The following is a 19,257-nucleotide window of genomic DNA, read 5'->3' as shown; positions in this document are numbered from 1 at the left end:
GGGAGAACCGACCGATGCTGACAGAAACCTGTCTGGAACGCGAAGAGCCGGCCGACCTCGCCCCCGAGGCTGCGGGCTTGGCGAGAATGCTGACACCGCGCTATGTCGCCAAGCCCTGGGGCCGGCGCGACGGCCTGCCGGCGCCAGAAGGGGCGCAGCCGCTGGGCGAAATGATCTTCGAAGCGCCGGACGCGGGCCTGACGATCAAATGGCTGCAGACGAGCGAGCCGCTGTCGGTCCAGGTCCATCCACAAGGGGCCGGCCGCAAGCATGAATGGTGGCATGTCACCGAAGCGCTCCCGGGCGCCTATCTCGATCTCGGGCTCGAGGCGCCCGCCTCGCGCCAGGCGATCGCCCAAGCGGCCCGCGACGGAACGCTACCCTCGCTGCTTCGGCGAATTCATCCGCGGGCAGGGGACAGCTTCTACATCAAAGCCGGGACGATCCATGCGCTCGGGCCCGGCCTCACCGTCCTCGAGGTCCAGGAGCACAGCGATGTGACCTATCGCCTTTTCGATTATGGGCGGCCGCGCGAGCTTCACCTCGCCCAGGCCCTGTTCGAAGCGCGCACCGAGGTCGAGCCGGTGGAAGCCTTGCCCGGCGCAGGCGCGCCCTTCGCGCTCTCGCAGTTCGCCCTCAACCCGGGCGGCCAGGTCGTCCTCGTTCCCGAGCGAGCCTGTCTGGCCGTCCTGTCGGGTGAGGGCACGATAGCCGGCCGGCCCTTCGCGGCCAACCAATGCTGGCTCACGCACGGACCGGTCGCGCTGCATGCCGACACGCAGGCCCGCCTCGTTCTTGCCGAGCCCCGCTCCGCTCGGTCCGCACTTGCTGAAGGAGATCTGTTGCCATGACTATCGATCTGACGCCGCCGCCGGTGCGCCATGTCGCGCTCATCGGCAATTTCCCCCCGCGCCGCTGCGGTATCGCAACCTTCACGGCGGATCTGCACGCCGCGCTGAAAGCTGGCGATCCGGATCTCACCATCTCGACGATCGCGCTCAACGACCCGGGCGTGCATCACGATTATCCCCGCGAAGTCGGCTATGAGATCGCGCAGGACAATCTCTCCGACTATGTTGCGGCGGCGGAGCATATCAACGCGCTCAACCCCGACATCGTATGCCTTCAGCACGAGTTCGGTATCTTCGGGGGCGAGGCGGGCGACCATCTCCTTGCCCTCGTCGACAGACTGCGTGCGCCGATCGTGACCACACTGCACACCGTGCTGACCGATCCCACGGCCGACCAGCGGCGCGTGATGAACGCGCTGGCGCAGGCCTCCTCGCGGATCATCGTCATGACCGAGATGGGGCGCACGATCCTTGCCCGCGACATGGGCGTCCCGGCGCACAAGATCGTGGTCATTCCCCACGGCATTCCCGATATGCCATTCCTCGATCCGGCATTCGAAAAGCACCGCTTCGGTCTCGACGGGCGGCGCGTGGCGCTCACCTTCGGCCTGCTCTCGCCCAACAAGGGCATCGAGGTGATGATCTCGGCGCTGCCGCAGCTGGTGCGCGATCATCCCGATCTCATCTATGTTGTGCTCGGCGCGACCCATCCGCATCTGGTGGCCCGCGAGGGCGAAGCCTATCGTGAGGACCTTGCCCGGCAGGTGAGCGCGCTGGGGCTCGAGCGCAACGTCCGTTTCGTCAACGAATATGTCGATACGCCCACGCTGCAGGCCTGGCTGTCGGCCTGCGACATCTATGTCACCCCCTATCTGACCGAAGCGCAGATTACGAGCGGCACGCTCTCCTACAGCGTGGGGCTCGGCAAGGCGGTCGTATCGACGCCCTACTGGCACGCACAGGAACTGTTGTCCGACGGATGCGGCGTGTTGGTTCCCTTCGCCTCGCCGGACGCCCTGGCGAAGGCGGTGAGCGACCTGCTGGGTGACGGCCGGCGCCGCGACGAATTGCGGCGCAGCGCCTACCAGGCGGGGCGCGCCATGACATGGCCGGTGGTCGGCGGCAGCTATCTGTCGCTCTTCGCCCAGGCCCGGCTGGGCTCTCCCCTGGCGACCACGCTCGTCGGTTTGCGCCCGTCCGTCACGCCGGCGTCAGAGCCTTCGCTCGATGCGATCGATCGCATGACGGATGGTTGCGGCATGCTGCAGCATAGCCGCTCCAAGGTGCCGGACCGCCGACACGGCTACTGCCTGGACGACAATGCACGGGCGCTGATGCTCGCAAGCGAATTTGCCCTGGAAGGGCTGGATACGCCCCGCGCCGCGCGCCTTGCCAACATCTACGCGTCCTTTGTCGATTTCGCCTGGGATGAGGATGCGGGCCGCTTCCGCAACTTCATGGGTTATGATCGGGACTGGCTCGAGACGGAAGGGTCGCAGGACAGCTTCGGCCGCGGGCTCTGGGCGCTGGGTCGGACCGCGCAGGCAACTGATGACCATGGTCTCAAGCTCTGGGCCACGGCGCTCGCCGACAAGGTTATTCCGGCGAGCAGCTTTCTGCAGAGCCCGCGCGCCCAGGCTTTCGCGACTTCCGGACTTGCCGCTTTCCTGGCGGTCTATCCCGGCCATCGTCCCGCCCGTCTGCTGATGGAGACTTTCTCGGTCCGCCTGCTGGAACTGCTGCGCGCCAATCGCCGGGACGACTGGATCTGGTTCGAGCCGGTGCTGGCCTATGACAATGCGCGCCTGCCCGAAGCGCTGCTGCGCGCGGGCCGTGCGCTCTCGCGCCCGGATATGGTCGATGAAGCGATCGAGGCGCTTGCGTGGCTGGCCGAGCGCCAAACCGCGAAGGAAGGCCATTTCCGTCCGATCGGGACAGAGAGCTTCGGGCTCCCCCATGAAACGCCGCAGGCGTTCGACCAGCAGCCGCTTGAAGCCTGGGCCACGATCGAGGCCTGCGCCCTAGCGTTCGAGACGACCGGCGACGCCCAATGGCTCACCCATGTCGAGACCGCCTATGCCTGGTATCTGGGCGCCAACGATCTGGGCCTGCGGCTGGCCTTGCCCGATGGCGGCTGTTTCGACGGCCTGCAGGTTGACCGGGTCAACCTCAACCAGGGCGCCGAATCCATTCTCGCCTGGCAGTTTGCAGCGCTCGCTGTGCGCCGACTAAGGGCCAGGAGCGACGGGTCGCAGAACCAGGAAGAGGGAGAGGAAGAGGGGAGCGTCGCTGCATGTCGCTGATCCAGTCGATTCCCTTGCGGCTGCGGCCCAACCCGGCGCGGGTGGTCGTCCGGCCCTTGCAGATTGCGCCTGAACCGCGCGATCTCAATCCCGTCCAGAATGAGCGCATGCATCGCATCATCAATGGTGTGCGGGCCATGGAGGGCGCGACGGTGGACCGCGAACTGGCTGTCATCCTCGCCGATTTCGGGAACCGCCACCGCGAAATCCGCACGGTGTTCGAAGAGCGCTTCGAGCAGGTCGCGCGCGAGGTGGGGCTGGCAGACAGTCTATCGCCCCCGGTTCGCCAGTTGATCGGTGCCTATTTCTGCCATGAATATTCGTTTGGCGCGGCGGCGCTGATGAACCCCAGCATCGTGCCACATCCCGACCAGAATGGCGTGCCGGAGGGCGGCTTGCGTTTCGTTCTGTCGCTGCGGGCGGTGGGCGAGGGGCATATCTCCTCGATCACCTTCCGCGAGGGACTCATCCGGCCATGCGGCACGATCGAGATGGCGCCGGAACCCGATTTCGCGATTGCCGCGCGGCCCGAGACCGGGCCCGGCGGTGAAGTCCGCTTCACACGCCATGTTGAGGGGATGCGGCTCGATGAAACCGTGCTCTTTCCCGCAACGCCCGCCCAGCGCAACGGGCTCGAGGATCTTCGCCTCGTCCGCTTCACCGATGACGACGCTTCGACCTGCTATTATGGTACCTATACCGCCTATAGCGGTGCGGCGATCGCCTCGGAGCTTTTCGTCACCCGCGATTTCGAGACCTTCGCGTTGCAGACGTTGACGGGTCCGGCGGCGCGGAACAAGGGCATGGCCCTGTTCCCCCGCCGGTTCGGCGGCGATTATCTGATGATCGGCCGGCAGGACAATGAAAGCCTGTTCCTGTTGCGCTCGCCCGATCTGCATCACTGGGAGGAAGGCGAGCGGATTGTGGGACCGCATTATCCCTGGGAACTGGTTCAGATGGGCAATTGCGGCGCGCCCATCGAGCTTGATGAAGGCTGGCTCGTGCTCACCCATGGCGTGGGCGCGATGCGCAAATATACCATCGGCGCGGTCCTGTTGGACCGGGATAACCCCGCGCGGGTCATCGGCCGCTCTGCGGTGCCGCTCCTCTCGCCTTCCGATGAGGACCGGGAAGGCTATGTTCCCAATGTCGTCTATACCTGCGGGGCGATCGCGCATGGCGGAAGGCTGTTCATGCCCTATGGCGTTGCCGATACGTCGGTGAGCTTTGCCAGGATCGAGATAGCCGATCTGCTCGCCGCGCTACGCGCGCCCGACGCCATGGGGTCGCTCAATGACAATGAACGGGAGTGGCAGGGCCATGAACGCATTGCCGAATGAACTGGAGGCGGCGGAGAGCCGGCCAAGCGAGGGTGCCGCTCTCAAAAGCGTGCGTACCCTGATGACGCAAAGCGGTGTTCCTTTCGGCACGAGCGGCGTGAGGGGGCCCGTCTCGGCCATGACTGACGTACTCTGTTTTACCTATACCCGCGCCTTCCTTCAGTATCTGAGATCGATTGGTGAGTTCGCTCCCGGCCAGCCCGTCGCGCTGGCCGGCGATCTGCGCCCCAGTACGCCGCGGATCGTGCGCGCCTGTGCGGCGGCGGTCCGCGTCGCCGGCGGCGTGGTGGTGAACTGCGGGCTCGTGCCGACACCGGCGCTGGCCTATTACGCGCTGGGCCGCAACATGCCCTCGATCATGGTGACGGGAAGCCATATTCCTGCTGATCGTAACGGGATCAAATTCTATCGGCCGACCGGCGAAGTCCTCAAGTCGGACGAGGCCGGCATACTCGAGCAGCGGGTCTCACCCGACGACAGCCTTTTCGACGCTTCGGGCGCGCTCCTAAGCGCCGAACCGCTGCCTCCGACCGTCGAGATCACAAGCGCCTATCGCGATCGGTATGTCGGCTTCTTCGGCGCGGACGCGCTCAAGGGCATGACAGTCGGGGTCTACCAACATTCCGCGGTGGGACGGGACGTCCTGGTGAGCGTGCTCGAGGCTCTCGGCGCCGTCGTACTGCCATTCGGCCGATCCGAAACCTTTGTGCCGGTCGACACCGAAGCCATTCGCGATGAGGACATCCTTCTGGCGCAGGCGTGGGCGAGCGAGCACAGGGTCGATGCGATCGTGTCGACAGACGGGGACTCGGACCGGCCGCTCGTCGCCGACGCGCAAGGGACCTGGCTTCGCGGCGATATTACCGCCCTTTTGTGCGCTCGCGCGCTTGGCGCGGACCGTATCGTGACCCCGGTGAGCAGCAACACTGCGGCCGAACTGTCAGGCGCCTTTGTCGGGGTTCGGCGGACACGGATCGGTTCACCCTATGTGATCGCCGCGATGCAGGAGGAGATCGCGGCCGACCCGGCCGCGATTGTCTGCGGTTATGAGGCCAATGGCGGCGTCCTGCTCGGCTCGACGGTGCTCGACGGTGACCATCCGCTGGATGCCCTTCCCACGCGCGACGCTGTCTTGCCGATCGTTTCGGTGCTTGCCGCCGCCAGGCGAAGCAGCGTCGCGGAACTGGTCGCGAGCCTGCCGCAACGCGCCACCCATAGCGACCGCCTCCCGAACGTGGCGCCGGCGCAAAGCGCGGCGCTTCTGGGTTGGCTCCGGGAGGGATCGGCCGAGGAGCAAAGGGCGCGCATCGAAACCTATTTCGGCACGATTGGCGGCCACGTGGTGGAGATCGACACCACCGATGGTCTGCGCGTGACGTTCGATCGCGGCGTGGTGATCCATTTGCGCGCGTCCGGCAATGCTCCGGAACTGCGCTGCTACACCGAGGCAGCAACAGCTGCTGCCGCAGAGGATCTGAGCCGGTGCGCGCTGATCATCCTTCGCGACGACTTGTTGCCGATCTCGACCCCGGATTGAAACCAAATCCGGCGTCATCCGTTTGCCTTCCATCGCGATGGCCATGGAACGCGAGGTGGGCGTGTGCCTGTAAACCAGCGACCGTGCGATGAGGGGGTAAAGATGCTACTGGCTACCAGAACTTTCTCGGCGTAACTCCTATGCATAGTCTGGAGCCGCGCTTGACCGAACATTCAAAAATACCACAACCCTATGAAGACATATTCGTGGGCGACAGTGAGATGGCCCGCCTGCTGCGGGTCCATGACTGGGCCGCAACGCCGCTCGGCCCGCCGGAAAACTGGCCAAATGGGCTTAAGGTCGCACTTCGACTGCTGTTGACATCGAAATTTGAGATGTGGCTCGGTTGGGGGCCGGACATCCATTTCTTCTACAACGACGCCTACCGGCCGACACTGGGCAACAAGCACCCGCGCTCCATTGCCATGCCGACGCGCGAGCTGTGGGCCGAGATCTGGGACGACATCAAGGGACGTCTCGAAACGGTCTATCAGAAGGGCGAGGCGACCTGGGACCGCGCTCTTTTGCTCATCCTGGAGCGCGCGGGATACCCCGAGGAGACCTATCACACCTTTTCCTACAGCCCCCTGCTGGGCGACCAGGGGACGGTCGAGGGCGTGTTTTGCGCGGTCAGTGAGGAGACCGACCGGGTTATCAGCGAACGGCGGCTGGAATCGCTGCGCCAGCTCGCATTGGCCCTTGCGGGGGCCCAAGGGCATGACGCCGTGCTGGACGCTGTCGAGGCGGAACTCGCGCGCAACGATCGCGACATGCCCTTTGCGCTTATCTACCTGTTCGACGAAACCGGCGCCCCTGTCCTGGCGCGAAACTTCGCGGGGATGGACCCTGATCATCCCTGCGCGCATGCAGTAGGCTCGGCGGAAGATCCTTGGGGAGTCAAGCGGGTTCAGCTCGATTGGACCGCTCCCCTGATCGACGAGTGCACGCACTCCGATCTCCCAACCGGATCCTGGGACCGTCCGCCCACGAAGATCGCCGTCGTTCCCCTGGTCGATCGCGGAAACGACCGGCCGTTGGGCGCCCTCGTGGTTGGCCTCAATCCTTATCGTCCCGCCGGCGAGCAGTATCTGAGTTTCCTCGGTTTGCTTGCCGGCCAGATTACCGCAGGCCTGACCAGCAGCTATGCCTTCGAGGCGGAACGGGAGCGCGCCGCCGCGCTGGCAGAAGTCGCCACGATGCGCGAGGAAGCCTCACGCGTCCTCGAACAGGCGAACCGCCAGCTGATCTCGGAGGTGGAACTGCGAACGCAGGAGCGTGACCGCATTCGCCGGCTCTTCCGCCAGGCCCCGAGCTTCATGTGCATCCTCAGTGGTCCCGATCATGTCTTCGACATGGTCAACGACGCCTATCTGCAGCTCGTCGGTCATCGCGACGTGGTCGGCATGCCCCTGCGCGACGGACTTCCCGAGATTGCCGGCCAAGGCTTCATCGAGCTTCTGGACGGGGTGTATCAGACCGGCGAGCCCTTTGTGGGCCGCAATCTCGAAGCCCATCTGCAGCGCACGCCGGACGGACCGCTCGAGATCCGCTTCGTGAACCTCATTTATCAACCCATTGTCGAGCCCGATGGCAGCGTCTCGGGTATATTCGTCGACGGCTATGATGTGACGCATCAGAAGCGGGCGGAAGATCAGCTTCACGATCTTAACGAGACGCTCGAGCACCGGGTCGAGCAGCGCACCGAAGAGCTGGGCACGGCGCTGGGCCGGCTACAGCAGGAAACGCTGGACCGGGAGGCCGCCGAAGCGGCGCTACGCCAGTCGCAGAAGCTCGAAGCGCTCGGCAAGCTGACGGGCGGCGTGGCGCATGATTTCAACAATCTGCTGCAGGTGGTGAGCGGAAACCTCCAGCTGCTGTCGCGCGACATTGCAGGAAATGAGCGCGCCGAGCAGCGTGTGCAGAATGCGTTGGCAGGCGTCTCGCGCGGCGCGAAGCTCGCCTCGCAGCTCCTCGCCTTCGGCCGCAGACAACCGCTCGAGCCCAAGGTGGTCAATTTGGGCCGCCTCATCAACAATATGGACGATCTCCTGCGCCGGGTCATCGGCGAGGATGTCGAGATCGAGACCATCGTGAGCGGCGGATTGTGGAACTGCCTCGTGGATCCGGGTCAGATCGAAAACGCCATCCTCAATCTGGCGATCAATGCGCGAGATGCCATGCCGGATGGCGGCCGCCTGACGATCGAGGCGGCCAACGCCTGGCTCGATGATGACTATGCCCGCCAGCACGACGAAGTCACCGCCGGGCAATATGTGATGGTGGCCGTTACTGATACCGGCACAGGCATGGCGCCGGAAATCATCGACCAGGTCTTCGAACCATTTTTCAGTACCAAGCCGGAAGGCAAGGGGACGGGGCTTGGTCTTTCAATGGTCCATGGCCTCGTCAAGCAGTCGGGTGGCCATATCAAGATCTACAGCGAGGTGGGTGAGGGCACGACAATCAAGCTCTACCTGCGCCGCGAGACTGCCCGGGAAGACATACTCACCGATACGAGCACGGGACCGGTGCGGGGCGGCTCCGAGACGGTCCTCGTGGTGGAGGACGACGATGCCGTCCGCGAGACCGCCGTCTGCCTGCTGTCCGAACTTGGATACCGGGTGCTGAAGGCGCGCGACGCGCAAAGCGCGCTCACCGTCATCGAGAGTGGCGTGCCGATGGATCTTCTCTTCACTGACGTCGTCATGCCCGGCCCGCTGCGTAGTCCCGAACTTGCGCGCCGAGCGAAGGAACGGCTGCCGAACCTCGCGGTGCTCTTCACCTCGGGCTATACTGAGAACGCGATCGTGCATCATGGCCGGCTCGATCCGGGGGTCGAGCTTCTTTCCAAGCCCTACACGCGCGAAGCGCTTGCCCGCAAAGTCCGCCACGTGCTGGCCAACGAAGCACAGCACCGATTGATCGCGAAGGGCGGCGGAAACGCACCGGAGCCATCGCCCTCGCCGGCGTCCCAGCCCGTGCGGGAGGCCCGCACCCTCCGTATCCTCCTTGTCGAAGACGACGGACTGATCCGCTTCAACACCGCGGACATGCTCGCCGATCTTGGCCATGCCGTCCTGGAAGCCGAGGACGCCGAAGCTGCCGAAGCGCTGCTGGGGCAAAACGAGGTCGACCTTGTCCTGACCGATGTCGGCTTGCCCAAGGCGTCCGGCATCGACCTTGCCAGGACCGTCAAGGCGCGTGTCCCCGCGCCAGCGATCATTTTCGCCAGCGGCGATGGCAGCGGCATTTCATCCACCGAATTTCCCGATGCCGCAATCCTGCTCAAGCCTTACAGTCAGGAGGATCTGCGCCGTGTGGTGTCGGCGATCTCCCTCGACCCAGCGAAGAGTGATCCCGCATAGCGGGATAGCGGGGAGTCATCGGACGACAAATGCCACATCTCACGCCATGGCGGCGAGGAATTTGTGATGCTCTTCAGGGGATGCACCCTTACCGGAGCCAAGGAGCGCCTTGACCGGCTGCGCGAGAGCCTCGCCGAGCGGCGTCTGGTCAACCGGCACAATGACGAGCCCTTCGGCCAGATTACCTTCTCGGCGGGCGTGGCTGACGTCTTCGATCATCCCGACCCGCGCACTGCGCTCAAGGCCGCCGACGAGGCGCTTTATGCGGCCAATGACCGGGGGCCGCAATCAGATCCGCGTCGCGCCCAAGCCGGGCACCGCTCGCTAAAAGGTCAGGAGCGCGCTTGCCGCAGGACGTCCCGGACCACCGACGCGGGAACCGCGAAACCGATGCCGACATTGCCTTCGAACGGCGCCAGGATCGCCGTGTTGATTCCGATAACCTCACCGCGCATGTTGATGAGCGGCCCTCCGGAATTGCCTGGATTGATCGGTGCATCGGTCTGGATGAGGCCGACCGGGCTTTGCGGCGTCAGGCCGCGGCCCAGCGCACTGACGATCCCTGCCGTGACGGTTTGCCCGAGGCCGAAGGGATTGCCGACTGCGACGACATAGTCGCCGACCTCGGCGGTATCGGCACTGGCAAGCGGCGCGGCTTTCAGGTTCCGAGCCGGAATCTGCAAAACCGCGATGTCCGCGTCGGGACTGACGCCGACCAGCCGGGCTTCCAGCTTGCGCTGGTCCTGGAGCATGACAACGATCATGAGGCCGTCCTTGACGACATGAGCGTTGGTCAGAACCAGCCCGCGTGCGGCATCGACGATGACCCCCGAGCCGGCGGACAGGCGCGGCTCGAGCGCCACGTCCGGGACCCCGAAATGACGGCGAAAATAGGGATCGCGAAGCAGGGGATTTTGCGCATAGGGGGAGGGATAGGCCACCGCGATGTTCACCACTGCCGGCGAGATGCGCTTGACCAGCGGAGCGACGGTGAGTCGGCTGATCGGCACCGGCTCTGCTGCGGGAACGGGAGGGATATCCCGCGCTGCGCCGCCCCATGAGAACCCCCAGCCGAACAAGAGGTCAGCCAGCAAGGCACAGCCGAGGGCGCCGATAAAAAGCCCCCCACGCTTCATGACAGGCCCGCGTGGTGATGCGGATCGGCTGCGGTGCCTCTGCCTTGAATGGGGCCGGGGTCTGCAAGCACTGGATAGTTTCCACAACAGCGGGCATGGGGCCCCGTGGGCCAGCAGCAAAGCGGCGCCATGGCACTAAGCTGGAAGGCCTGAAGGGCGGGCTGGACGGGGCGCCGGCGGGGCTTGTCATGGGTGATGAAGCTTAGCCCGCGCCCACGGCAATAGGCCTCCGCAGCCTCGCGCGTGGCAAATTCGAGCATCAGGGAAGAGAGTGGATCTCCTGCCCCGGTCCATCCCGTCAGCGGATCGGGCAAGGGCGCGAACCGCTCCCTAAAGCGCATCCGCCAGCGGCCCCGCCGCGCGCGCCCGGGGTGGTCGGCATAGGGATCGGGCTCGATGATCGCCTGCGCATCAGGCGGCAGCGCGCTGGTATAGCGCTGCCATGTCGGCTGCATGGCGATCGCATCTTCATTGTCGTTGGCCCCTTTGGGAGTCGGCCGCACCCCGGGGGCGGCGGGTAGCGGACTGGTCAGACTTGGTTGCGTTGCCATCCTATCCTCCAAGATGAGGGCGGCCCGATCAGGCCGCCCTCTCTTCCTGGTCAGTTCTTGTTGATCGGAATGCGCCGGACGCTGTCGACGTCTCCCTCCTTGCGCGGGATGGTGACGGTCAACACGCCGTTGCTGAAGCTGGCCTGCGCCTTGTCGGGTTCCACGCCCTTGGGCAGGTGAATCCGCCGTTCGAACCGGCCATAGCTCCGTTCCGAATAGCCGCGATCCTTGTCCTCGAGCTCGGACTTCTTCTCGCCCTTCAAGGCGAGGACGCCGTCCGCGATCGAGAGATCGACCTGCGACTCGTCCATGCCGGGCAGTTCGGCCGTGACGCGGATGTCCTCGTCGGTTTCGCTGAGTTCGATACGCGGATAGTCGATGACATGGCCCAAGGCCGTGAGCGACGACGGCAGGCCCCGCCACAGATCGTCGAACAGGCGATTCACATCGCGGTGAAGCGACATGAGCGGATGGGTGGTCCGATCCCGCTCCGGCTCAGCGCCTACGACCGCGGGTAGCCGGTTTTCCTGCCGGCTCCAGGGAATGAGATCACGAAGAGACATGATGATCATCTCCTTTTGAGGCTGGATTGTGGGGTATGGCCTGCCGGCCGCCGTTTCCGAAGGAACGACGCCGGCAGAACCACTTGGAGCGCGAGATCAGGCCGCCTTGGCTTCCTGGTGCTGCGTCTCGATCTGCGCGGGCTCGGGGGACGACCCGCCGATCGCGATACGCCGGGGCTTCATCGCCTCGGGCACGACGCGCTTGAGGGCAATGGTCAGAAGACCATTGTCGAAGGAAGCCTCGCCGACTTCGATATGATCGGCGAGCTGGAAGCGGCGTTCGAAGGCCCGCGCGGCAATGCCGCGGTGCAGATACTCGCTCTTGCCGTCGTCATCGGCGCGCTTGCCCGTGACGGTGAGCTGGTTCTGCTGCGCCACGACCTCGACGTCCTCGGGACGGAAACCCGCCAGGGCGAGCGTGATCTGATAGCTGTCCTCGCCGTTCCGCAGAATGTCGAACGGTGGATAGCCATCGGAGCCATCGCCCCGCATGCCCGTCTCGAGCAGATCGAAGAGTCGGTCGAAGCCGACGGTGGAGCGCCGATAGGGCGCAAAGTCAAAATTGGTTCTCATTTCCAAATCCTCCGGTTGAGCAATTTGGGCATGAGAAGCGCCGGTACAGTAGAGCCGACGCTCTCTATGTCCAACCGGACCCGAACGGCGTCCGGCACCCCAGACGTAATTTCGGCAAACGCAGATTCAAGAGATAAAAAAGGAAAGGAAACAGAGGTCTGAAGAAATTTGGGCTCACTGAACCTGCGGATTTAGTCTCTGGCGATCACCCATCGGGATCCCGCGAAAACGGGAGCTGCGCACGTAGGCCGAACACTGCGGGATCAGGATAATGTTAACCAGACTCGCTTACCCTTGCCGCAAGGCAAAGGGTTCGTGTGCGTATGAATGGGCAGTGGTTCTGCTGATCGTCAATGCGGTGGTGGCAGGCCTCTTTGCGCTCAGCTATTTCCTGATCGCCCGCATCAGTCGGGGACAACGTCCGGTCATCGCGTTCGGGGTCAGCTACCTTTTGGGCATGGTGACGCCGATCAGCGAGATTGCGATCCGGCTGACCGATTATCCCGCGCCCTTCATGCTGGCGAGCTACATGGCGCTGTTGGGCGGTTTCCTCGCCATGGCGGCCGCGCTCAGCATCTTTCATCGCAAGCGCCCACCCTGGACAGCGATCGCCACTCTTGCCGTGCTGGGCCTGATCACGCGCATTGCGATCTGGGGCGGGACGCGAGACGATCTCATTTATGAGCTGGCCTTCCAGCTGCCCTTGGCCCTCGGCATTCTCCTGTGCAGCCATACGGCCTTTCGCACCGGCAAGGGCCAGCTCAACCACACCCTGGCCGGGCTGTTTCTCCTGAGCGGTCTCAACTTTTTCATCAAACCCTTCGTTGCTGCCGCCCTGGGGTCGGGACAAACCGCAAGAGACTATGCCGGGAGCGCCTATGCGCTTTATTCCCAAGCCAGCACGGCCATCCTACTGACGGCTGCCGGGCTCACCGTTCTGCTGATCGTCATCCAGACGACCATTCAGGAATATGTGCGCACGGCGGAGACCGATCATCTCTCAGGCCTCCTCAATCGCTGCGGTTTCGACCGTCAGGCGCAGGCGCTGCTGGCATCGGCTCCAATCGGCAAGCGCCAGCTCTGTGCCGTGATGATCGACCTCGACCATTTCAAACGGATCAACGACTGCTTTGGGCATGATATGGGCGACCGGGTTATCCAGGCCTTTGCCGATATCCTGCGCAGTACGGCGCCCAAGTCCGCCCATCTTGCGCGCACCGGCGGCGAGGAATTCGTGATCCTGCTCAATCGGGTCTCCGCGCCCGCGGCTGGCCTTATCGTCGAGGCCATGCGCGCCCATACGCGCGAACATGGCCAGGCCGACCTGCCCACTTTCAGCTTCAGCGCGGGAATTGCGCAATACCAGGCGGGAGACAGCCTAGCCGACCTCATGCGCCGCGCCGATCAGGCATGCTACCGACCCAAGACCTTGGGACGTGATCGTATCGAGACCGACGACGGGATAGCGAAGGCAGTGAATGCCTGAAGGCCAGCACCCGGCCCTGGAACCACTTCGATTTTTGAAAGACAGCATGCGCCGCCTTCTCGCCCTTACAATCGCCCTCGTCTCGTCGAGCTTTCCGGCCCTTGCGCGGGCCGCCGAGCAGACCGCCGCGGCTGCCCCTATCATCGTCACCGCGCAGAAGATCGAGCAGCGCGACCTAGAGTGCCGATCACCCTTTCGGTCGCGACCGCGCCGCGCCTCCACGAGCTCGGGGTGACGGACATCGGCGAACTCTCGGCCTATGTGCCGGGCCTCAATATCCAGATCCAAAGCCCGCATAGCCCCGGTGTCGTGATCCGCGGCATCACGTCGGACAATGGCGCCGCGCAGCAGCCGCCGCGCGTCAGTGTCTACTATAACGGGGTCGACATCTCCCGCGCGCGCGGCGCCTATCAAGGCCTCTTCGACCTTGCACGGATCGAGGTTGCCAAGGGACCGCAGGCGACGTTGTTCGGCACGGCCGCCACGATCGGAGCGGTCAGCCTGGTCCCCAATCTTGCGCGGCCGGGTTTCTCGGCCGGCCTCACGAGCGCCATCGGCAATCTCGGCGCCCCGCGCGAGGAAGGCTTCATCAACATCGGTTCCGAGCGGATCTCCGCTCGCGTCGCGGGGCAGTGGAAGAAGCGCGATGGCTACGTCCCAAATCTCGCGCCGGGCCAGGATGATCTCTATGCGCAGGACCAGCTCGGGCTGCGCGGCGCTCTCCATTTTCAGCCGACGGAGAGTCTTTCCGCGAATCTCGTTCTTACCTACGACCGGCAGCGCAATTCCGGAACGCCCTTCCTGTCGCGGCGGCTTGGCTCGACGGCGGCGCAAGGTATCTTCGGGGCAGCCTATCTCGGTGGCTCGCCAGCGTCCGGGGCAGTGCTCGGGGGCGATAAGCTCGGGATCGACCGCCACGTCTATGATGTGAACCTCTCGGTGACCGCGAACATCGCCGATGGCTGGTCCTGCACGACGACCAATGGCTATCGCCGGTTCAATTCGCGCGAGGTGCTCGACGCCGACGGGTCGGCAGCATGGTATCTGGAATTCGCCGAGCAGGCCAAAGGCTGGCAGGCAAGCCATGAAGGCCGTTTCACATATCGTGACGCTCAATGGCGGGCGATCTTCGGCTGGAACGCTTTCATCGAAAACGGATCGCAGACAGTCCCCTTCTCCACCGAGGTCGGCACCTATCTGCAGTGCACCGCCAATCTGGTCCCGGGGCTTGGCTGTGTCGATGCGAACAACCAGGTCACTGCATCGCGGGCAACCGCGCTTCTGTCGCGAGGGCTGGCGACCGTCATTCCCTATTCGAGCTGGTACCGCAACTCGGGCCGCAATACGACCTGGTCGCTGTTCGGCGATGTGAGTTGGAAGGCAGCGCCGCGTCTGGAGTTTCTAGCCGGCGCTCGGCTGCTGATCGAGGACCGGCGCTCGGGCTATACCGCGCAGCAGCCCAATGCGCCGCTCTACGGCCGCCCGCTGCTGCCACTTGTCGACACGGCCGGGGCCACCTATACCGCCAAGCGCAGCTTTACCGCTCTCCTTCCGCGCTTCAGCCTGGTCTATCATCTGTCGCCCGCGAGCACGCTGTTCGCCACCATCTCGCAAGGCCGTCGCTCACCCGCTGTGCAGCTTTCGGCTGCGACGGGGCCTGTACCCGACCTGTCGATCGTCCCGGCCGAGACGGTCTGGAACTACGAGGCGGGTCTGAAGATCGCGCGCGGCGCCATCAGTGGCGCGGTTTCGGTCTATTATGACCGCTATCGCAACTTCCAGGTCACTGTCATCGATGTCTCGAGCGGCGCGGTCCGCATCGACAATGCCGGGTCGGCGGGCAATGCGGGCGTCGAGGCGGAACTGGACGTGCGTCCGGTCCGGGGCGTTCGCTTCTTTGGCAACATGGCTTACACGGGCGCGCGGATCGACGATCGGCCTGCCAACGGTATCTATGCTGGCGATCGCTTTCGGCTCCAGCCCCGCTGGCAGGCGTCGGCAGGGATAGATGATCGAACACCCCGTATCAGATGTCGTCAGCCTCTTTGCCGCGCCGAACGTCACCTACCGCTCCAAGCTCTATTTCGAACTGCCCAATAGCGAGGCCATCAGCCAGTCCGCAGTGACCCTGATCAACGCTCGGGCGGGAGCGCGCCTGTGGAGCGACCGCCTCTAGATTGCCGGGTTCGTGCGCAACCTTACCGACAGGCGCTACCTGCTCGACGCCGGGAATGTCGGCGGCTCGTTCGGCTACCCGACGTTCATTCCGGCCGAGCCCCGCACCTGGGGCATCGAGATATCGGCCCGCTACTAGCGGCGGAGGCAGGCAAAGCGCCCGAGAGGGGAGGTGAGGCGGGTGGCACCCTCTGTGCATCCGCCCGCGGTCAATGGCCTTTGCGTGCCTGGTTCTCCCTGCGTCCGCCCAGTTTCGCGATGCGCTGCTCATCATCGATCCGGTGCATGGCGCGGCTGAGCTTTTCGAAGGCCCGAACCTCGATCTGGCGGACGCGCTCACGGCTCACTTTATAGACGAGGCTCAGATCCTCGAGCGTTTTGGGTTCATCGATCAGACGACGCTGGACCAGGATATCCCGCTCGCGGTCGGAAAGCGTGCCGAGCGCCTCGAACAGCATGTTCTGGCGGCGCTGGCGCTCCTGCGCGCCGGCAAGCGCCTCGTCCTGGAGCGGACTGTCGTCGGTCAGCAGGTCCTGCCACTGATCCTCGCCCGTTTCCCCGAGCGGCACGTTGAGCGAGGCGTCGCCGCCCTGCATCATCCGCCGGTTCATGCTGGTGACTTCGGTTTCCGAGACCCCGAGCGTGTCGGCGATCTGGCGGACCTGATCAGGTTTCAGATCGGTGTCGTCATAGGCCTGGAGGGAGTTCTTGATCCGGCGGAGATTGAAGAACAGGCGCTTTTGCGCGGCCGTCGTGCCGAGCTTGACCATGCTCCAGCTGCGCAGGATGAATTCTTGGATCGAGGCCTTGATCCACCACAGCGCATAGGTCGCAAGACGAAAACCGCGATCAGGGTCGAATCGCCGGACCCCCTGAATCAGGCCGACATTGCCTTCCGCAATGAGGTCGGCAACAGGCAGGCCGTAGCCCCGGTAGCGCATTGCCGCCTTCGCAACCAGGCGAAGGTGGCTGGTCACGAGCTTGGCGGCCGCTTCCGGATCGCCATGCTCCTTGAAGCGCTTGGCAAGCATATATTCGTCTTCGGGCGAGAGGATCGGGAATTTCCTGATCTCCGCCAGATACCGGTTCAGTCCATCCTCACTGGCCGGCGCCGGAATAACGGCGTTCTTGAGTGCAATGTCTGTCATGGCTCTTCACGCAATTACCTGTTTGGCGGGCGAACCTTGCCGCCGGCCAGTCTGCGTGGGTCCTGTGTCCAGGGCCCGCAGCTGTCGCGACGCGGCCAGGCTCTGCCTCGGCTTAACCAGTATAAAATCACTTCAAAGCGTTTTGAATATCCTAATGACGTAAAACCAGCGCCGCAGGTTCCCATCCGGATGCGGCAGACCCGCTGGTGGGGTTCAGCGCTCGCCATGCTCAACGATATCGGCTTGCCGTTGCCTTGCGCCCTTTGTCGATCACGCCACCGATTAGCGTGCAGACGAACGGGGTGATTCAGAACGGCCATGGCTTGCAGCACAATGGCCGGGCAGCAACTTCAATTTCGATTGAGTCCCATTTCGCGGCTTTGGAGCTTGCGTTTCCAGAGTTGCTCGATGCTCCGAATCTCGTCGACAGTCGCCGCCGATCCACTGACTTCCAAGATGCTGACCTGATAGTCGCCTGGCTCGCTGCTCTTCAGGCAAAGATTGCCACCATGACCGTCCTGAGCGTAATTCATCCAGCGGCCGAAAAACCCGCCTTCACCTGTCGCCGAGCCTACATATTGCTCTTTCGTTTTGGCTGAGGTGAGAAGGTAAATTCCGCGTGCGGCCCGCAGCGCTGACACCCATGTCGCCGGCAGGCTCTGCACCTGCGATACGTTCGTCACGAAGTGCGTGTACCCGGGAAAGGCGTCTTCACGAAATGCGCGCGTGAGCTCGATGATCGGCTTGTTCTGACGGTCGGGACGCTGCACCCCTTTGCGCGCGCCCGCGCCCCATTCAATCCAGAGCCGACCGATATAGGGCTCCAGATGCGAGGTGAGCGCCGTGCGGTATTGGTCGAGCGTATCGGCGGTCAAGGTGACGCCGGCGACTTGGTGGAGCGGGTCCAGCCAGCCTGGAGGCGCGGCGCCGATATGCTCCGCCGTGTAGATTCCGGCAAACAACGAGCCTCCTGTCGGCGGCGCGACAAAGCTCGCCCAGATCGGCGCGGCCAGGCTGGCCCGATTTCCGGCGGTCTGGACGCTCTGATAATCCTCGAAGGCCGGTCGGTCGTCGCGCCACAGGCCATAAGGCGTGCGCCCCGTCGACGCCTTGGTCTGGTGCCGCAGGAGGCGAACATCGGCCGGGTCAAGCCCGGCCTTTTCGAGAAGATCGGTGAACAGCAGCATTTACAGAAACTTGTCGCCCGCGTGGTCATCGAACATCGCAGCGTCGCGCACATAATCCGCGACCGTATCGAGCGACTTGTGCCGGCTGTGGTCCTTCATCTTGAAGAGATTGGCGCGCTGGGATGCTGCCTCTGTGAGAAACCCCGCGCGAAGTGAATGGCCTGAGTAGAGGGCAGGATCGAGGCTTGCCGCAGTCGCGCAGGCCTTGACGAGCCGCGCGACCGTCTTGTCGGTCATCGGTTGATCGGTAAGCCCGTCCAACCGGGTCAGCCGCCGAAAAAGAGGCGCCTGCTGTGCCTCGCCGGCCTTCCTATCAGCGCCGTCGAGGGCGGCGACGGACATCCAGGCCTTCAAGAGCCGGATCGGCTGTATCACCCGGCCCTCGGGGATGGCCACAACTTGTCCGAGTGCTTCCTGATCGCGCTTCGATTTCGGGATGGTAATGCGAACGCCCTTGGCGGTGAAGACGAGATCGCCCAGCTGCATCGCGGCCAGCTCAGAACGCCGGAACGCTCCGGCCATGCCGATCGCCAGGATCGCGCGGTCCCGAACGGCTCGCAAACCATTGCCCTTTATCGTGGCGAGCATGGCCTTGAGGACATCAGCCTCCGCCGGCGCCTTCTGGACCTTCTTGCGCGCATAGCGTCGGCGAACGCCCGCCATCATCTGGGCAATGATGCCGGCCGCGTCGCGCGCCGTGGGTGAAGCGAAGTCAGCCTCTTTATGGTGATGATTGATCGCCGCAACGCGGCGTCCGATCGTGACGGGCGCAATACCAGCTTCGGCCTCGACATGGGCAAAAAGCGCGACGATGTCGGGGTGGGCGGGCAATGCCTCGACGTTGCGCGCATCGCAGAATGCGCAGAAGCGTTCCCAGTCGCTGGCATACGCTTTTTGGGTCGAGCTGGCCTTTGCAGCAGCCAGCGTTTCGCGCGCACCCCCAATTTCCGCGAGAAGATCGGCGGGAAGATTGATCGATAATGGAAGCAGGTCGCGTGCCATCGCGATCAGCCTAGCAGAGCCCACTCCCGGCGTAAATCCT

General features: G+C 64.2%; 15 protein-coding genes and 1 pseudogene. 9 read left to right on the top strand and 7 right to left on the bottom strand.

The window, feature by feature from the left end; genetic code table 11:
* Positions 1-14: 14 nt before the first annotated feature.
* From WBP07_RS19510 to WBP07_RS19485, 6 genes and pseudogenes are all read left to right on the top strand, one after another.
* On the top strand, positions 15-851 hold the full coding sequence (locus tag WBP07_RS19510; protein WP_048938219.1) for a class I mannose-6-phosphate isomerase: 837 nt from the start codon (positions 15-17) through the stop codon (positions 849-851).
* Positions 848-3,154 carry a glycosyltransferase family 4 protein gene (locus tag WBP07_RS19505; RefSeq protein WP_048938220.1) on the top strand — a complete coding sequence of 769 codons (2,307 nt, stop codon included), beginning with the start codon at positions 848-850 and terminating at the stop codon, positions 3,152-3,154. The genes WBP07_RS19510 and WBP07_RS19505 overlap by 4 nt, the downstream gene beginning before the upstream one ends.
* On the top strand, positions 3,145-4,494 hold the full coding sequence (locus WBP07_RS19500; RefSeq protein ID WP_048938221.1) for a glycoside hydrolase family 130 protein: 1,350 nt from the start codon (positions 3,145-3,147) through the stop codon (positions 4,492-4,494). Before WBP07_RS19505 ends, WBP07_RS19500 begins: the two co-directional genes overlap by 10 nt.
* Positions 4,475-6,031: a phosphomannomutase gene (locus WBP07_RS19495; RefSeq protein ID WP_080993618.1), complete on the top strand. Its 1,557-nt coding sequence runs from the start codon at positions 4,475-4,477 to the stop codon at positions 6,029-6,031. The genes WBP07_RS19500 and WBP07_RS19495 overlap by 20 nt, the downstream gene beginning before the upstream one ends.
* Positions 6,032-6,252: 221 nt before the next feature.
* Complete coding sequence (locus tag WBP07_RS19490; RefSeq protein ID WP_395395927.1) at positions 6,253-9,396, top strand: response regulator; 3,144 nt, start codon at positions 6,253-6,255, stop codon at positions 9,394-9,396.
* Positions 9,397-9,462: 66 nt separating this feature from the next.
* Positions 9,463-9,618 (top strand): annotated as a pseudogene (locus WBP07_RS19485) (GGDEF domain-containing protein); the annotation flags it as partial.
* 110 nt (positions 9,619-9,728) lie between these two features.
* On the opposite strand, the gene WBP07_RS19480 reads toward WBP07_RS19485, so the two are convergent.
* The 4 genes from WBP07_RS19480 to WBP07_RS19465 all read right to left on the bottom strand — a co-directional run bounded on the left by WBP07_RS19480 (position 9,729) and on the right by WBP07_RS19465 (position 12,219).
* A complete protein-coding gene (locus WBP07_RS19480) occupies positions 9,729-10,490 on the bottom strand; it encodes a trypsin-like peptidase domain-containing protein (RefSeq protein ID WP_235682171.1) in 762 nt (253 codons plus the stop codon).
* A gap of 38 nt (positions 10,491-10,528) precedes the next feature.
* Positions 10,529-11,083 carry an NADH dehydrogenase ubiquinone Fe-S protein 4 gene (locus tag WBP07_RS19475; RefSeq protein WP_083952596.1) on the bottom strand — a complete coding sequence of 185 codons (555 nt, stop codon included), beginning with the start codon at positions 11,081-11,083 and terminating at the stop codon, positions 10,529-10,531.
* A 50-nt stretch (positions 11,084-11,133) separates the two neighbouring features.
* The gene (locus WBP07_RS19470; protein WP_066702638.1) at positions 11,134-11,646 is read right to left on the bottom strand and encodes an Hsp20/alpha crystallin family protein; all 513 of its coding nucleotides are present in this window, start codon (positions 11,644-11,646) and stop codon (positions 11,134-11,136) included.
* A gap of 96 nt (positions 11,647-11,742) precedes the next feature.
* Entirely contained in the window at positions 11,743-12,219 is a 477-nt protein-coding gene (locus tag WBP07_RS19465) for an Hsp20 family protein (protein ID WP_008829907.1), read from the bottom strand.
* Between the two features lie 334 nt (positions 12,220-12,553).
* Here WBP07_RS19465 and WBP07_RS19460 point away from each other — a divergent pair, with 334 nt between their 5' ends.
* The 3 genes from WBP07_RS19460 (at position 12,554) to WBP07_RS19450 (ending at position 16,019) form a co-directional block, all read left to right on the top strand.
* On the top strand, positions 12,554-13,705 hold the full coding sequence (locus tag WBP07_RS19460) for a diguanylate cyclase (RefSeq protein ID WP_232037455.1): 1,152 nt from the start codon (positions 12,554-12,556) through the stop codon (positions 13,703-13,705).
* A 180-nt stretch (positions 13,706-13,885) separates the two neighbouring features.
* On the top strand, positions 13,886-15,805 hold the full coding sequence (locus tag WBP07_RS19455; protein WP_232037456.1) for a TonB-dependent receptor: 1,920 nt from the start codon (positions 13,886-13,888) through the stop codon (positions 15,803-15,805).
* Between the two features lie 88 nt (positions 15,806-15,893).
* Positions 15,894-16,019, top strand: coding sequence for a hypothetical protein (locus WBP07_RS19450; RefSeq protein WP_267886522.1), 126 nt, complete (start codon positions 15,894-15,896; stop codon positions 16,017-16,019).
* Positions 16,020-16,089: 70 nt separating this feature from the next.
* On the opposite strand, the gene rpoH is transcribed toward WBP07_RS19450, so the two are convergent.
* The 3 genes from rpoH to WBP07_RS19435 all read right to left on the bottom strand — a co-directional run bounded on the left by rpoH (position 16,090) and on the right by WBP07_RS19435 (position 19,217).
* The gene (gene rpoH, locus WBP07_RS19445; protein ID WP_066702595.1) at positions 16,090-17,028 is read right to left on the bottom strand and encodes an RNA polymerase sigma factor RpoH; all 939 of its coding nucleotides are present in this window, start codon (positions 17,026-17,028) and stop codon (positions 16,090-16,092) included.
* 350 nt (positions 17,029-17,378) lie between these two features.
* Positions 17,379-18,215 (bottom strand): GIY-YIG nuclease family protein, encoded by an 837-nt coding sequence (locus WBP07_RS19440; RefSeq protein WP_066702598.1) that lies wholly within the window; start codon positions 18,213-18,215, stop codon positions 17,379-17,381.
* Positions 18,216-19,217, bottom strand: coding sequence for a site-specific integrase (locus WBP07_RS19435; protein ID WP_066702604.1), 1,002 nt, complete (start codon positions 19,215-19,217; stop codon positions 18,216-18,218). It lies immediately after the preceding gene.
* Between the last annotated feature and the right edge of the window lie 40 nt (positions 19,218-19,257).

The organism is Novosphingobium oxfordense (assembly GCF_044029435.1).
In the GTDB taxonomy this organism is placed as follows: domain Bacteria; phylum Pseudomonadota; class Alphaproteobacteria; order Sphingomonadales; family Sphingomonadaceae; genus Novosphingobium.
Note: the sequence above shows the minus strand (reverse complement) of the source record. Positions and strands in the feature narration are given on the sequence as shown.

Excerpts from the sequence above, each read along its gene's own strand:
- WBP07_RS19435 (WP_066702604.1), bottom strand. The coding sequence starts at position 19,217 with ATGGCACGCGACCTGCTTCCATTATCGATCAATCTTCCCGCCGATCTT.
- rpoH (WP_066702595.1), bottom strand. The coding sequence starts at position 17,028 with ATGACAGACATTGCACTCAAGAACGCCGTTATTCCGGCGCCGGCCAGT.
- WBP07_RS19440 (WP_066702598.1), bottom strand. The coding sequence starts at position 18,215 with ATGCTGCTGTTCACCGATCTTCTCGAAAAGGCCGGGCTTGACCCGGCC.
- WBP07_RS19465 (WP_008829907.1), bottom strand. The coding sequence starts at position 12,219 with ATGAGAACCAATTTTGACTTTGCGCCCTATCGGCGCTCCACCGTCGGC.
- WBP07_RS19500 (WP_048938221.1), top strand. The coding sequence starts at position 3,145 with ATGTCGCTGATCCAGTCGATTCCCTTGCGGCTGCGGCCCAACCCGGCG.
- WBP07_RS19475 (WP_083952596.1), bottom strand. The coding sequence starts at position 11,083 with ATGGCAACGCAACCAAGTCTGACCAGTCCGCTACCCGCCGCCCCCGGG.
- WBP07_RS19490 (WP_395395927.1), top strand. The coding sequence starts at position 6,253 with ATGGCCCGCCTGCTGCGGGTCCATGACTGGGCCGCAACGCCGCTCGGC.
- WBP07_RS19510 (WP_048938219.1), top strand. The coding sequence starts at position 15 with ATGCTGACAGAAACCTGTCTGGAACGCGAAGAGCCGGCCGACCTCGCC.
- WBP07_RS19495 (WP_080993618.1), top strand. The coding sequence starts at position 4,475 with ATGAACGCATTGCCGAATGAACTGGAGGCGGCGGAGAGCCGGCCAAGC.
- WBP07_RS19505 (WP_048938220.1), top strand. The coding sequence starts at position 848 with ATGACTATCGATCTGACGCCGCCGCCGGTGCGCCATGTCGCGCTCATC.
- WBP07_RS19470 (WP_066702638.1), bottom strand. The coding sequence starts at position 11,646 with ATGTCTCTTCGTGATCTCATTCCCTGGAGCCGGCAGGAAAACCGGCTA.